Origin of the sequence: Streptomyces curacoi, from assembly GCF_001513975.1 — a bacterium.
GTDB classification, from domain to species: Bacteria; Actinomycetota; Actinomycetes; order Streptomycetales; family Streptomycetaceae; genus Streptomyces; species Streptomyces curacoi.
In genome coordinates this window covers 131,910-145,478 of the sequence record NZ_KQ947987.1, presented here as the reverse complement: position 1 = coordinate 145,478, position 13,569 = coordinate 131,910, and the positions used below count along the sequence as shown (strand labels likewise).

Annotated in this window: 13 protein-coding genes; 5 read left to right on the top strand and 8 right to left on the bottom strand. The window is 71.0% G+C overall.

Features of this window, described 5'->3' with window-relative positions; translation table 11 throughout:
* Positions 1-11 precede the first annotated feature (11 nt).
* The 3 genes from AQI70_RS14185 to AQI70_RS14175 all read right to left on the bottom strand — a co-directional run bounded on the left by AQI70_RS14185 (position 12) and on the right by AQI70_RS14175 (position 2,621).
* Positions 12-308: a DUF4193 domain-containing protein gene (locus tag AQI70_RS14185; protein ID WP_003997302.1), complete on the bottom strand. Its 297-nt coding sequence runs from the start codon at positions 306-308 to the stop codon at positions 12-14.
* A gap of 405 nt (positions 309-713) precedes the next feature.
* Positions 714-1,961, bottom strand: a complete 1,248-nt coding sequence (locus AQI70_RS14180; protein ID WP_062148663.1) for a sensor histidine kinase — start codon at positions 1,959-1,961, stop codon at positions 714-716.
* 6 nt (positions 1,962-1,967) lie between these two features.
* Entirely contained in the window at positions 1,968-2,621 is a 654-nt protein-coding gene (locus AQI70_RS14175; RefSeq protein ID WP_003997304.1) for a response regulator transcription factor, read from the bottom strand.
* 416 nt (positions 2,622-3,037) lie between these two features.
* Between AQI70_RS14175 and AQI70_RS39620 the strand changes: the two genes are divergently transcribed.
* A complete protein-coding gene (locus tag AQI70_RS39620) occupies positions 3,038-3,211 on the top strand; it encodes a hypothetical protein (protein ID WP_167358903.1) in 174 nt (57 codons plus the stop codon).
* Between the two features lie 226 nt (positions 3,212-3,437).
* Here AQI70_RS39620 and AQI70_RS14170 read toward each other — a convergent pair whose 3' ends face one another.
* Together AQI70_RS14170 and AQI70_RS14165 are read right to left on the bottom strand one after the other, a co-directional pair.
* Complete coding sequence (locus AQI70_RS14170; RefSeq protein WP_062148660.1) at positions 3,438-4,262, bottom strand: inositol monophosphatase family protein; 825 nt, start codon at positions 4,260-4,262, stop codon at positions 3,438-3,440.
* 8 nt (positions 4,263-4,270) lie between these two features.
* The gene (locus AQI70_RS14165; RefSeq protein ID WP_062148657.1) at positions 4,271-5,398 is read right to left on the bottom strand and encodes a ferrochelatase; all 1,128 of its coding nucleotides are present in this window, start codon (positions 5,396-5,398) and stop codon (positions 4,271-4,273) included.
* A 205-nt stretch (positions 5,399-5,603) separates the two neighbouring features.
* On the opposite strand from AQI70_RS14165, the gene AQI70_RS14160 reads away from it, so the two are divergent.
* From AQI70_RS14160 to sepH, 3 genes are all read left to right on the top strand, one after another.
* Positions 5,604-6,842 carry an MFS transporter gene (locus AQI70_RS14160; protein ID WP_062148653.1) on the top strand — a complete coding sequence of 413 codons (1,239 nt, stop codon included), beginning with the start codon at positions 5,604-5,606 and terminating at the stop codon, positions 6,840-6,842.
* On the top strand, positions 6,802-8,121 hold the full coding sequence (locus AQI70_RS14155) for a D-arabinono-1,4-lactone oxidase (protein ID WP_062148650.1): 1,320 nt from the start codon (positions 6,802-6,804) through the stop codon (positions 8,119-8,121). Before AQI70_RS14160 ends, AQI70_RS14155 begins: the two co-directional genes overlap by 41 nt.
* A 424-nt stretch (positions 8,122-8,545) precedes the next feature.
* Positions 8,546-9,583 carry a septation protein SepH gene (gene sepH / locus AQI70_RS14150; RefSeq protein ID WP_062148647.1) on the top strand — a complete coding sequence of 346 codons (1,038 nt, stop codon included), beginning with the start codon at positions 8,546-8,548 and terminating at the stop codon, positions 9,581-9,583.
* A gap of 90 nt (positions 9,584-9,673) precedes the next feature.
* Here the strand turns inward: sepH and AQI70_RS14145 are convergent, their stop codons facing one another.
* Positions 9,674-10,525: a sulfurtransferase gene (locus AQI70_RS14145; protein WP_107116985.1), complete on the bottom strand. Its 852-nt coding sequence runs from the start codon at positions 10,523-10,525 to the stop codon at positions 9,674-9,676.
* A 297-nt stretch (positions 10,526-10,822) separates the two neighbouring features.
* Between AQI70_RS14145 and AQI70_RS14140 the strand changes: the two genes are divergently transcribed.
* Complete coding sequence (locus AQI70_RS14140; RefSeq protein WP_062148641.1) at positions 10,823-11,623, top strand: VOC family protein; 801 nt, start codon at positions 10,823-10,825, stop codon at positions 11,621-11,623.
* Positions 11,624-11,661: 38 nt separating this feature from the next.
* On the opposite strand, the gene AQI70_RS14135 is transcribed toward AQI70_RS14140, so the two are convergent.
* Together AQI70_RS14135 and AQI70_RS14130 are read right to left on the bottom strand one after the other, a co-directional pair.
* Entirely contained in the window at positions 11,662-12,309 is a 648-nt protein-coding gene (locus AQI70_RS14135; protein ID WP_003997313.1) for a thymidine kinase, read from the bottom strand.
* 66 nt (positions 12,310-12,375) lie between these two features.
* Entirely contained in the window at positions 12,376-13,569 is a 1,194-nt protein-coding gene (locus tag AQI70_RS14130; protein WP_062148639.1) for an alkaline phosphatase family protein, read from the bottom strand.

Sequence of the window (13,569 nt, the reverse complement as noted above, 5' to 3'; positions counted from 1 at the left end):
CCGACCCGTCCTCAGTCGCAGTCGCGGCAGATCGGCTGACCGTTCTTCTCCCGGGCCAGCTGGCTGCGGTGGTGCACCAGGAAGCAGCTCATGCAAGTGAACTCGTCCTGCTGCTTGGGCAGCACTCGGACAGCCAACTCCTCGTTGGAGAGGTCGGCGCCGGGCAGCTCAAGGCCCTCGGCGGCCTCGAATTCGTCGACATCCACAGAGGAAGTCGACTTGTCGTTACGCCGGGCCTTGAGCTCTTCAAGGCTGTCCGAGTCGACGTCGTCGTCGGTCTTGCGTGGGGTGTCGTAATCCGTTGCCATGTCGCTCTCCCCCTCTGGGTGTCTGCGGTGTCTCCAGCGCACGTAACGCGTGAGAGGCCGGACTTGTGCCCGACCCGAGGCGGAGATTTTGCCTCACATCAAGGTCTGTTACTCAATCGACACCCAACCGGACTCCTCAAGAGTGATCGGCTTGGATGGCGAACGGGACCGTACACGGTCCTAATGCCGCAGTTCAAAGGCGTCTCACCGTGTACTTCCCGTGATCAGTACCCCTGAAAACCCGGATTTTCCCGGCTTTCCGACAGGTCACATGATCACTGAGAGTAGATGGCTGGAAAACCGCCCTTGTGATCGATCACACACGAGGCTGCTCGCGGAGCGCACAAATAATTCCGCGCAAAGCGAACATCCCCGAGTGCTGGGCTGGTGCCGGCGCACATGATCTCAGACGGGCAGGGTGACCCGCATCATGAGTCCTCCGCCCTCGCGGGGCTGCGCCGAGATGTGCCCGCCGTGCGCCCGGGCCACGGACCGCACGATGGACAGGCCGAGGCCCACCCCCTTGTCGCTGCCCGTACGCTCCGTACGCAGCCGTCTGAACGGCTCGAAGAGGTTGTCGATCTCGTACGCCGGCACCACCGGCCCGGTGTTCGAGACGACGAGGACCGCCTGCCCGTGCTGGACCTCGGTGGTGACCTCGACCCAGCCGCCCTCCGGGATGTTGTAGCGGACGGCGTTCTGCACCAGGTTCAGCGCGATCCGCTCCAGCAGCACGCCGTTGCCCTGGACGACCGCGGGCTTCTGCTCGCCCCGGATGACGATGCCCTTGGCCTCGGCCTCCGCATGCACCTGGTCGATCGCCTGCGAGGCGACCTCGGCGAGATCCACCGGCTTGCGCTCGACTATCTGGTTGTCGCTGCGGGCGAGCAGCAGCAGGCCCTCGACGAGCTGCTCGCTGCGCTCGTTGGTGGCCAGCAGCGTCTTGCCGAGCTGCTGCAGCTCCATCGGTGCGTCCGGGTCGGAGAGGTGCACCTCCAACAGCGTGCGGTTGATCGCGAGCGGGGTGCGCAGCTCGTGCGAGGCGTTGCCGACGAACCGCTGCTGGGCGGTGAAGGCCCGCTGCAGCCGCTCCAGCATCTCGTCGAAGGTGTCGGCCAGTTCCTTCAGCTCGTCGTCCGGTCCGTCCAGCTCGATACGGCGGGACAGGTCCGAGCCTGCCACCGCGCGGGCGGTGCGGGTGATCCGGCCGAGTGGCGACAGGACCCGGCCGGCCATGGCGTAACCGAAGGCGAAGGCGATGATCGCCAGACCGAGGAGCGCCAGCAGGGAGCGGCTGAGGAGGTTGTCCAGGGCGTGCCGGCGCTGGTCGTCGATACAGGCGCTGATCGACTCGTTGAACTGCGAGAAGGTCAGGTTGTCGGCCTTGATCGCCGGGCAGTTGTCGCTGGTGACCTGGAGCTCTCTGGCGCCGACGATCTTGAACAGCGGCTCGTTGCCGGTGTTGATCGCCTGCGCGGCCAGCAGATAGATGATCGACAGCAGCAGGATGCCGGCGATCAGGAACATGCCGCCGTACAGCAGGGTGAGCCGTATCCGGATGGTGGGGCGCAGCCACGGGAAGGGGGGCTCCGGCCTGCGGGGGTCCCAGGTGGGTTTCGGGGGCGCCTGGGGAGGCGCGGGCGTCGCGGCCATGGGGAATCAGATCCGGTAGCCGGAGCCGGGCACGGTGACGATGACGGGCGGCTCGCCCAGCTTGCGCCGCAGCGTCATGACGGTCACCCGCACCACGTTCGTGAACGGGTCGGTGTTCTCGTCCCAGGCCTTCTCCAGGAGCTGCTCGGCGGAGACGACCGCGCCCTCGCTGCGCATCAGCACCTCCAGCACGGCGAACTCCTTCGGCGCGAGCTGCACCTCCTTGCCGTCCCGGAAGACCTCGCGGCGGTTGGGGTCCAGCTTGATGCCGGCGCGCTCCAGGACGGGGGGCAGCGGGAGGCTCGTACGGCGGCCGAGGGCACGCACGCGTGCGGTCAGCTCGCTGAAGGCGAAGGGCTTGGGCAGATAGTCGTCGGCGCCGATCTCCAGGCCCTCGACCCGATCGCTGACGTCTCCGGACGCCGTGAGCATCAGCACGCGCGTGGGCATGCCGAGTTCGACGATCTTGCGGCAGACGTCGTCGCCGTGCACGAGGGGGAGGTCGCGGTCGAGGACGACCACGTCGTAGTCGTTGACGCCGATGCGCTCCAGGGCGGCCGCACCGTCGTACACGACGTCGACGGCCATGGCCTCCCGGCGCAGTCCGGTGGCCACCGCATCGGCGAGCAGTTGCTCGTCCTCGACGACGAGTACGCGCACGTCGCTTGTCCTTCCTGTGTCCACCCGCGTAGCGCTGATCTTGCGCGCGGGCAGGGTGTTGGCGGGGTTCCTCAGCCTCCATCCTGCCCTTTTCCGCCATAAGTCGGCGGTAAGACGGTGAGCGGGCAATGAAGGACAGGTGTGAAGCCGGGGAATGCGAATTTTTCTCGTCCGGTCGAGGTTTCCGCGGAAGAGAGCGGGGGGAGGACGGCTTGTACACCCCGCGATCACGCTCTGCTTGTGCCGCACCACCATGCGGTACGAAGCGATCCGCTTTCCGCAGAGTGGGCGTGGGTGTCCGGCACCGTCGCCGCCCGGCAGGGCAGCGCTGGGCACCTACCGGAGACGTGATCGCCCCTTCCGAACGGCACACCCCCGTGCCACCGACCCACCGACCCAGGACGAGGGGGCGCAGCATGGACGCATTCACCGCAGGACTTCTGCAGCGCATAAGGGCGACCGAGTCCGACCTGACGCGGGCTCGTGACGAGGGCGACGACTTCCTCGTCGAGGTGGAGCAGGGCGAGCTCGACGACCTGCGCCGCCTCGCCGCCGAGCATGGTGTGGAAGTCGGCGCGACCAGCGTCTGATCGGCTCGTGAGCGCGACAGCAGGCCCCCGGCGAATCCAGCGCCGGGGGCCTGCTGCGTGCCGGTCTGTCTGCCTGCCTGCCCGGCCAACGGCGAGTGCCCACCGACCTCACTGGGCCGACGACACCGGCCGCGAGAGAGCCGTAGGGGCATGTGGCGCCCCGTAGGCGAACGAGCCAAATGTTCGGCACCCCGGCTACCGGACCGCTTCCGCAGCCCCGCCCGCGTCAGTCGTGCCAGGCCCCGAAGTCCTCCAGGAGCCGCTGCAGCGGCTCGAACACCCCCGGCGTCGCGGCGACCGCCAGGTCACGTGACGGCCGCTCTCCGGGCCGCCCACCGGTCAGGGCGCCCGCCTCCCGGGCGATGAGGTCGCCCGCAGCGAGGTCCCAGGCGTTGAGGCCCCGCTCGTAGTACCCGTCCAGCCGTCCCGCGGCCAGGTCGCACAGGTCGATCGCGGCCGAGCCGCCGCGGCGGATGTCGCGGAGCAGCGGGATCAGCTGCTGGGCCACGTCGGCCTGGTGGCTGCGGACCGCGGTGACGTAGTTGAAGCCGGTCGAGACCAGGGCCTGGTCCAGAGGGGCCGCGGGCCGGCACCCGAGCCTGCGCTCGCCGTCCCACGCCCCGGTCGCCCACGCGCCCCCGCCCCGCACCGCGTGGAACGTCTCGCCGCGCATCGGAACCGCGACCACCCCGACGACCGGCTCGCCGTCCTGCTCGGCGGCGATGGAGACGGCCCAGGTCGGCAGGCCGTACAGGTAGTTGACCGTGCCGTCGAGGGGGTCGATCACCCAGCGGACGCCGCTCGTGCCGTCGGTGGAGGCGCCCTCCTCGCCGAGGAAGCCGTCGTCCGGGCGGTGCTCGGAGATCAGGTCGGTGATCAGCTTCTCGGCGGCGATGTCCATCTCCGTGACCACGTCGATCGGGCTCGACTTGGTCGCGGCGACCGCGAGGTCGGCCGGGCGGCCGTCGCGCAGCAGCTCGCCCGCGCGGCGGGCGGCCTCCTGGGCCAGGGTGAGCAGTTCCGTGTGCAGAGGGTCGAGGGCGTCGGTCACTGGGCTCCTCACGCGTAGGGGCTGTCGGCGCCCGCTGCGGCGGGCTTGGGCGCGCGGGTCGGGCAGCAGCCCACCGGGCAGAGGTTGTGGCTCGCGCCGAGCGCGCCGAGGGCGCAGGGCGTGACCTCTTCCGCGCGCTCCACGGCGGCGCGCTCCAGGACGAGGTCGCGGATCGCGGCGGCGAACCGCGGGTCGTCCCCGACGGTGGCCGAGCGGCGCATCGGCAGGCCCAGTTCCTCGGCCTTGGCCTTGGCCTCCGTGTCGAGGTCGTACAGGACCTCCATGTGGTCGGAGACGAACCCGATCGGCGCGATGACGACCGCCGGGGCGCCGGCCGCCTGCCGCTCCTCCAGGTGGTCGCAGATGTCGGGCTCCAGCCACGGGATGTGCGGGGCGCCGGAGCGGGACTGGTAGACGAGCTGCCAGGGGTGGTCGACGCCGGTGCGCTCGCGTACGGCGTCGGCGATCAGCTGCGCGACGTCCAGGTGCTGCTTGACGTAGGCGCCGCCGTCGCCGTGGTCCTCGACCGGGCCGGAGCTGTCGGCGGCGGCGGTCGGGATCGAGTGGGTCGAGAAGGCGATGTGGGCGCCGTCGCGGACGTCCTCGGGGAGGTCGGCGAGGGAGTCGAGCACGCCGTCGATCATCGGCTCCAGGAAGCCGGGGTGGTTGAAGTAGTGCCGCAGCTTGTCGATCCTGGGGAGTTCGAGGCCCTCGGCCTCCAGGGCGGCGAGCGAGTCGGCGAGGTTCTCGCGGTACTGGCGGCAGCCCGAGTAGGAGGCGTAGGCGCTGGTGGCGAGGACGAGGATGCGGCGGCGGCCGTCGGCGACCATCTCGCGCAGGGTGTCCGTCAGGTACGGCGCCCAGTTGCGGTTGCCCCAGTAGACCGGCAGGTCCAGGCCGTGCTCGGCGAAGTCCTTGCGCAGGGCGTCCAGCAGGGCGCGGTTCTGGTCGTTGATGGGGCTGACGCCGCCGAACAGGAAGTAGTGTTCGCCGACTTCCTTCAGACGTTCCTTGGGGATGCCCCGCCCGCGGGTGACGTTCTCCAGGAACGGGATCACGTCGTCCGGGCCCTCGGGGCCACCGAAGGAGAGCAGGAGGAGGGCGTCGTAGGGGCTGGCATCGCGCGCGTCTGGCATGGGTCGATCCTGTCATCCGGTACTGACAGCCGGGAAACGGCGGGGTGACCGCCCGGGTTCCCCGTTGGTCCGGGCGGGTGCGTCCAGGTCACCTGACTCGTAAGCTGTATCGGCTGCAGGCACGCCTTACCCGAGCCGGCCGCCCGCCTTGCTGACCGCCCCGAGCCGCCGCAGCCCGGCTGCTTCCGCCTGACCGGAGACCCCCGTGCCGAGCCCCTACCGCGCCCTGTTCGCCGCCCCCGGCACCAAGGGCTTCTCCGCCGCCGGTCTCCTCGGCCGGATGCCGCTGTCGATGATGGGCATCGGCGTGGTGACCATGATTTCCCAGCTGACCGGGCGCTACGGCCTCGCCGGCGCCCTGTCGGCCACCATCGCGCTCGCCGCGGCGGTGGCGGGGCCGCAGGTCTCACGGCTGGTCGACCAGTACGGCCAGCGGCGGGTGCTCCGTCCGGCGACGCTGATCTCGCTCGCGGCGGGGGCCCTGCTGCTGTTCGCCGCGCACTACGGGTGGCCGGAGTGGGTGCTGTTCGTGGCGTGCGTCGGCATCGGCTGTGTGCCGAGCGTCGGGGCGATGATCCGCGCCCGCTGGGCCGCCCTGTACCGGGGGACGCCTCAGCTGCACACCGCGTACTCCTTCGAGTCCGTGGTGGACGAGGTCTGTTTCATCTTCGGGCCGATCATCTCCATCGGCCTGTCCACGGCGTGGTTCCCGGAGGCGGGGCCGCTGCTCGCCGGCTGCTTCCTCGCGGTGGGTGTCTTCTGGCTGACCGCGCAGCGGGCCACCGAGCCCGCGCCGCATCCGCGCGAGCGCCACGGCGGCGGCACGGCGCTGCGCTCCGCTGGGCTGCAGGTCCTGGTGGCCACGTTCGTGGCGACCGGAGCGATCTTCGGGTCCGTCGACGTGGTCACCGTGGCCTTCGCCGATGAGCAGGGGCACAAGGGCGCCGCGAGCGTAGTGCTCGCGCTGTACGCGGCGGGCTCCTGCGCGGCGGGGCTCGTCTTCGGACTGTTGCGCTTCAAGGGGGCGCCGGAACCTCGCTGGCTGCTGGGCATATGCGCCATGGCCGTGAGTATGATCCCCCTCCTACTGGTCGGGAACTTGCCGTTTCTGGCCGTGGCGCTGTTCGCCTCGGGCATGGCCGTCGCTCCCACGATGATCACCACCATGTCCCTGATCGAAGAGCACGTACCACGCGCGCAACTGACCGAGGGCATGACCTGGGTGAGCACCGGGCTCGCGGTCGGGGTCGCGCTCGGCTCCTCCGCGGCCGGCTGGGTGATCGACGCCGCCGGTGCGGACGCCGGGTACGGGGTTCCGGCGGTGTCCGGGGCCGTCGCGGTCGCGGTGGGTTTCCTGGGGTACCGCCGGCTCAGCAGGCCGGCTCCGCGTCGGGGAGGCACCGTTGAGCAGCACAGCGAGCGGCAGGAACGGCACGTGGCGTAACTGGGGCGGCAACGTGGCCGCCCGCCCCGCGCGGGAGGTCACTCCGGCCTCCGTCGAGGAGCTGTCCGCGGCGATACGCCGGGCCGCCGAGGACGGCCTGAAGGTGAAGCCGGTCGGCAGCGGGCACTCCTTCACCTCGATCGCCGCCACCGACGGCATGTTGATACGTCCTCAACTGTTGACCGGCATACGCCATATCGACCGCGACGCCATGACGGTCACCGTGGAGGCCGGTACCCCGCTCAAGAGACTCAACATGGCCCTGGCGCGCGAGGGCCTGTCGCTCACGAACATGGGCGACATCATGGAGCAGACGGTCTCCGGCGCCACCAGCACCGGCACCCACGGCACGGGCCGCGACTCCGCCTCGATCGCCGCCCAGATCAAGGCCCTTGAGCTGGTCACGGCCGACGGCTCGGTGCTCACCTGTTCCGAGAAGGAGAACCCGGAGATCTTCGCGGCCGCCCGCATCGGCCTCGGCGCCCTGGGCGTGGTCACCGCGATCACCTTCGCCGCGGAGCCGATCTTCCTGCTCACCGCGCGCGAGGAGCCGATGCCGTTCGACAGGGTGCTGGCGGACTTCGACGAACTGTGGACGGAGAACGAGCACTTCGAGTTCTACTGGTTCCCGCACACCGGCAACACCAACACCAAGCGCAACAACCGCAGCGCGGGCCCGGAGAAGCCGGTGCCGCAGCTCCAGGGCTGGTTCGAGGACGAGTTCCTCTCCAACGGCGTCTTCCAGGTGGCCCAGTGGGTCGGCCGCGCGGTGCCCGCGACGATCCCCGCCATCGCCCAGGTCTCCAGCAAGGCCCTGTCCGCGCGGTCTTACACCGACATCCCCTACAAGGTCTTCACATCACCGCGCCGGGTGCGCTTCGTGGAGATGGAGTACGCCGTTCCGCGCGAGGCCGTCGTCGAGACGCTGCGCGAACTGAGGGCCATGGTCGACCGCTCCGGCCTCAGAGTCAGTTTCCCGGTCGAGGTGCGCACCGCGCCGGCCGACGACATCACGCTGTCCACCGCCTCGGGCCGCGACAGCGCCTACGTCGCCGTCCACATGGTCAAGGGCACGCCGTTCCAGCGGTACTTCACCGCCGCCGAGCGGATCTTCACCGCGCACGAGGGGCGGCCGCACTGGGGCAAGGTGCACACGCGGGACGCCGAGTACTTCGCCGAGGTGTACCCGCGCTTCGGTGAGTTCACGGCGCTTCGGGACCGGCTGGATCCCGACCGCCGGTTCCAGAACGACTACCTGCGGCGGGTGTTGGGGGCGTAGCCGGCGCGACGAACGGCCGAAATCCATTAGTTCCGTTTCTGCGGATTGCGTGAAGTACGCCACGTTCAAGATCTCAAAACCGCTCAACCGTCGGCCGAGTCGCGCTTCTTGCCAGAAGTTGGGCGGCGTGCCAATCCACGCACGTGGCCCAAATGGAGTACTGTTGCGAGCCCTGGGTCCGGTCTCCCGCCAGGGCGTCCGTGGCCTTCAAGGACCGCCGGGAGGGGGCTAGTTGCACAGGGTGACGGAGTTGGTCACTTAGCGTTGCGAATAGGTAACCGTGCCATAACGGCGATCCAGGGCCCGCGCCCGACACGCCGGGCAACTCGGCAAGGTTGTGGCAGGCTGCACCCGGGCAGGCCACACTCGACTAGCGGAAGCAGCGACGCACGTGACGTCGGCAGGCACCACCCGGGAGGTCCCCATGCCCGAACTGCGTGTCGTGGCCGTCTCCAATGACGGCACACGGCTGGTGCTCAAGGCTGCCGACTCTACGGAGTACACGCTTCCGATCGACGAACGCCTGCGCGCCGCCGTGCGCGGCGACCGGCCCCGCCTCGGCCAGATCGAGATCGAGGTGGAGAGCCATCTCCGCCCCCGCGACATCCAGGCGCGTATACGCGCTGGTGCGACCGCGGAAGAGGTCGCCCAACTCGCCGGCATCCCCGTCGACCGCGTACGCCGCTTCGAGGGCCCCGTCCTCGCCGAGCGCGCCTTCATGGCCGAACGGGCCCGCAAGACCCCCGTCCGCCGCCCCGGCGAGAACGCCGCCGGGCCGCAGCTCGGCGAGGCCGTCCAGGAGCGGCTGCTGCTGCGCGGCGCCGACAAGGACAGCGTCCAGTGGGACTCGTGGCGCCGGGACGACGGCACCTGGGAAGTGCTGCTGGTCTACATGGTGGCGGGCGAACCGCACTCGGCGAGCTGGACGTACGACCCGCCCCGGCGGCTCGTCCAGGCCGTCGACGACGAGGCGCGCTCGCTGATCGGTGAGTCCGACGACCTCGCCGCGCCGGAGCCCAGCTTCCCGTTCGTGCCGCGTATCGCCCGGCTCCCGCGCGAGCGTTCGATGGACCGTGCTCTCGAGACCGCGCGGCCGAGCCTGCCGGCCCAGGCCTCCGAACCCGCCGAGGAGACCACGGAGGAACGGGACTCGCTGACCAGCCTGCTGGAGGCGGTGCCCAGCTTCCGCGGTGACCTGGTGGTGCCGGAGCGCCCGGCGGAGCCGGACACGGAGGAACCCGCCGACGAACCGGCCGCGGAGGAGCCTCCCGCCCCCGCCGCCTCGGCCGGTTCCGCCTACGCGGACGTCCTCATGCCCCGCTCCGTCGGCAGCCACCGCGATCGCCTCATCGGCGCCACGGACCGCCAGGCCGAAGCGGACGGCGTCCGCCCCGGCCGCCGGGCGGCCGTACCGAGCTGGGACGAGATCGTGTTCGGGACGCGCCGGAAGAAGCAGGAGTAGTCGGCCGTACGGCTGCGGCCCGGACCGTAGGAGGATGAGGGCCGCGCTGGTCGCAGCGTGGCCCTCATGCCGTGCGGGCCGTGGGCCGTCCTACTGAGGATCCGGCCCGACGGCCACCGGCCGCGACGGATCCGACGACCACTCCGACCAGGAACCGACGTACAGCGCCGCCGGAATCCCCGCGACCGCCAGCGCCAGCACCTCGTGCGCGGCGGAGACGCCCGAGCCGCAGTACACGCCGACCTCCGTCCCCTCGGACGCCCCCAGCGCCTTGAAGCGCGCCCCGAGTTCCTCGGCGGGCAGGAAGCGGCCGTCCGGCCCCACGTTCTCGTTGGTGGGCGCGGACAGGGCGCCCGGGATGTGGCCGCCGACCGGATCGATCGGCTCGACCTCGCCGCGGTACCGCTCCCCCGCCCTCGCGTCCAGCAGCACCCCGGACCGGGCGAGCGCCGCGGCGCCCTCGGCGTCGAGCTGCCCCGTCGCCCCCGGCGCCGGCTCGAAGTCGCCCTCAGCCGGAGTCGGCACCGATGTCTCCAGCGGCCCCTCCCAGGCCGGCAACCCACCGTCGAGGACCCGCACGTCCGGGTGACCCGTCCACCGCAGCAGCCACCATGCCCGGGCCGCCCCCCAGCCCTGCCCGCCGTCGTACACGACAACCGGCGCCGCGGACGACACGCCCGCCCGCCGCATCGCCGCACCGAATTCGGCCAAGTCCGGCAGCGGGTGCCGGCCGCGCGCACCGGGCGCACCGGCCAGTTCCCGGTCCAGGTCGATATAGACCGCGCCGGGGATGTGTCCGGCTTCGTACGCGGTCCGGCCGTCGAACGGCGGCTCACCGGCGGCCTTCGCCAGGGTCAGCTGCCAGCGGACGTCGAGCAGCACCGGCGGCTTCTCGCCCGTCAGTTCGCTCGCGAGTTCGGATGCGGAGATGATGGCGTTCATGGCCACCATCCTTGCGCACGGGGTGGCCGCATCGTCGCTGTCCGGTTACTCTGCCCGCCGGACAGGCCCGATCACGAGGCGTACGGGATCAGGCACATGCTGTACAGCCGATCGAGCATCCGTCGGCAATCGCACGGGAACGGGCGGTAAATCGCACACCGGGCTTCCTCCGGGCACCGGCCGTCGTGCGGCGGCGCGCCCGCAGCGCGCCTGGCCACGGGTGGTGCGAGCATCGGCACGGGGCTCCGGACAGCGGAAGCGACGCGGCCACCGCGAGGGACCGAGGAGAGAGTGACGATGACCGAGGCACGGGGGTCGGCCGGCCCGATCGGCGAAGCAGACGCTCGGCACACGCCCGGCACGCCCTGCTGGGTGAGTCTGATGGTGCACGGACTGGCCGCGATCCAGGACTTCTACGCAGCGCTGTTCGGCTGGGAGTTCCAGCCCGGCCCCCCGCAACTCGGCCCCTATGTGCGGGCGCTGCTCGACGGCCGTGAGGTGGCCGGCATCGGGCAGTTGCCCCCGGACCGTCATCTCCCCATCGCCTGGACGCCTTATCTCGCCTCGAACGACGTGGACCTGACCGCCGAGACGGTACGGCTGTGCGGCGGCACGGTCGGCGTGGGCCCGCTGGACGCCGTCGAGGCCGGCCGGCTGGCGATCTGCTCCGACCCCTCCGGCGCCGTCTTCGGCATCTGGCAGACGGCGGCACACCGCGGCACGGCCGTCACGGGGGTGCCCGGCACGCCGGCCTGGAACGAACTGCTGACGTTCGAGACCGTCAACATCGCCAAGTTCTACGAGACGGTGTTCGCCTACGAGGAGGAGCCCGTCTCCGCCGACCCGGACCACGTCACCCTGCACATCGACGGCCGCCCGGTCGCCGCCGTCCACGGCGTCGGCAACGCCCTGCCCCGCGACCGGGGTCCGCACTGGATGACGTACTTCGAAGTCGCCGACACGGACGAGGCACTGGTCCGGATCGTCGACCTCGGCGGCCATGTCCTCAAACCGGCCCACGACAGCCCCCACGGCCGGGTGGCGACGGTGGCGGATCCGGAGGGAGCCCGGTTCTCGCTGCTCCAGCGTCCGCGCTGACGGCTTTCGAAGGCCGGGCTGCCGAAGCCGGTCCGGGCTCAGGCCGGCTGCACCGGCAGTACGTCCGGGGACAGCGCCGCCGCCCGGGCCGTGGCCGCCGTCATCCGGCGCCGGTGGTGGCGGCGGCAGAGCACCTCGTAGCCGACGGCGTCCGCCTGGTTGACGTCACCGACGACCACCTGGGCGCCCTCGACGACCATCTCACCGCCTATCGTGCGGGCGTTGTGGGTGGCTCGGGCGCCGCACCAGCACAGGGCCTCGACCTGGAGTACCTCGACCCGGTCGGCGAGTTCCACCAGACGCTGGGAGCCGGGGAACAGCTTGCTGCGGAAGTCGGTCGTGATGCCGAAGGCGTAGACGTCCAGGCCCAGGTCGTCGACCACGCGCGCGAGTTGGTCGATCTGCTCCGGTGCGAGGAACTGGGCCTCGTCCGCGATGACGTAGTCGGCGCGGCCGCCCTGGGAGAGGTGGTCGACGAGATACGCGTACAGGTCGGTGCCGTCCTCGACCTCCACCGCGTCGGTGACCAGGCCCAGCCGCGAGGACAGCTTGCCCTCGCCCGCACGGTCGTCACGGGTGAAGATCATGCCCTGCAGACCACGCGCCGAACGGTTGTGCTCGATCTGGAGAGCCAGCGTCGACTTCCCGCAGTCCATCGTTCCGGAGAAGAACACCAGCTCGGGCATGTCGAGTTGAGCACCTTTCGGTGAAGAGATCGGCGAGGGGGTGGTTCGGCGGTGAGGTGCGAGGCGTCAGGAGCGTACTTCGAGCAGGGGGACCAGCTGCTCGGCGGGGGTCATCGAACCGTGGTTGCCGACCATCGCCGACTCCTTCGGCTCCCGCTCGGACGCGATGATCAAAACGTCGTCCCGCGCGGCCGCGACCACGTCGCCGATCCGGCCGTACACCCGTTCGTCGATCCGCGGCCCGAACCAGCCCGCCGCGATCGCCTCGTCCCGGGAGGCCACCCAGAACTGCTCGCCGAGCACCTCCCGCCAGCAGGTCAGGACGTCCTGCTCGGCGCCCGGCACCGCGTACACATGCCGCGCCCGGCCCTCGCCGCCGAGCAGGGCGACGCCGGCGCGCAGCTCCCAGTCCTCGTCGAAGTCGATGCGGTGCTGCTCGTCGAAGGGCACGTCGAGCATGCCGTGGTCGGCGGTGACGTAGAGCGCGCTGCGCGGCGGCAGTTGCTCGGCGAGGCGCTGGACGAGCCGGTCGACGTACATGAGCTGGCCGCGCCAGGTGTCCGAGTCGACGCCGAAGCGGTGACCGGCGCCGTCGAGTTCGGCGTAGTACGTGTAGACGAGGGAGCGGTCGCCCGCGGCCAGTTGCTCGGCCGCGAGGTCCATGCGGTCCTCGCCGGTCAGCCGCCCGACGAACGTTCCGCCGCTGAGCGCGACCTTGGTCAGCGGGGTGTTCTCGAAGGTGGGCGACGACACCTGGGCGGCGTGCACGCCAGCCTGGTGCGCCAGCTGGAAGACGGTGGGATACGGCTGCCAGCCGCGCGGCGCCGTCCACGGCTGCCAGCGCAGCTGGTTCATCAGCTCGCCGGTCTCCGGGTTGCGCACGGTGTAGCCGGGCAGGCCGTGCGCGCCCGGCGGCAGGCCGGTGCCGACGGAGGCGAGGGAGGTCGCGGTGGTCGCCGGGTAGCCGGCGGTGATCGGGCGTCCGGTGCCGCCGCGCGAGCTGCTCAGGAGCGAGGTCATGAAGGGCGCGTCCTCGGGGTGCGCCTTCAGCTGCTCCCAGCCGAGGCCGTCGATCAAAAACACGCAGTTCCGGTCGGCGGCGGTCAGCTCGGGGATCGCGGCGGTCATGTCCGGTACGGCCATGCCCGCGGCCAGCGTGGGCAGCAGATCGGCGAGCGAGCCGCTGCCGTACTCGGGGGCGGGCGCGGAGGCGACGGCGAGGGGTTCCGGGTGGGAGTCCCAGGCGGTGGACTGGATCAT

Coding starts and splice junctions, on each gene's coding strand:
- AQI70_RS14185 (WP_003997302.1), bottom strand. CDS start 308: ATGGCAACGGATTACGACACCCCACGCAAGACCGACGACGACGTCGAC.
- AQI70_RS14180 (WP_062148663.1), bottom strand. CDS start 1,961: ATGGCCGCGACGCCCGCGCCTCCCCAGGCGCCCCCGAAACCCACCTGG.
- AQI70_RS39620 (WP_167358903.1), top strand. CDS start 3,038: ATGGACGCATTCACCGCAGGACTTCTGCAGCGCATAAGGGCGACCGAG.
- AQI70_RS14165 (WP_062148657.1), bottom strand. CDS start 5,398: ATGCCAGACGCGCGCGATGCCAGCCCCTACGACGCCCTCCTCCTGCTC.
- sepH (WP_062148647.1), top strand. CDS start 8,546: ATGCCCGAACTGCGTGTCGTGGCCGTCTCCAATGACGGCACACGGCTG.
- AQI70_RS14145 (WP_107116985.1), bottom strand. CDS start 10,525: ATGAACGCCATCATCTCCGCATCCGAACTCGCGAGCGAACTGACGGGC.
- AQI70_RS14140 (WP_062148641.1), top strand. CDS start 10,823: ATGACCGAGGCACGGGGGTCGGCCGGCCCGATCGGCGAAGCAGACGCT.
- AQI70_RS14135 (WP_003997313.1), bottom strand. CDS start 12,309: ATGCCCGAGCTGGTGTTCTTCTCCGGAACGATGGACTGCGGGAAGTCG.
- AQI70_RS14130 (WP_062148639.1), bottom strand. CDS start 13,569: ATGATCCAGTCCACCGCCTGGGACTCCCACCCGGAACCCCTCGCCGTC.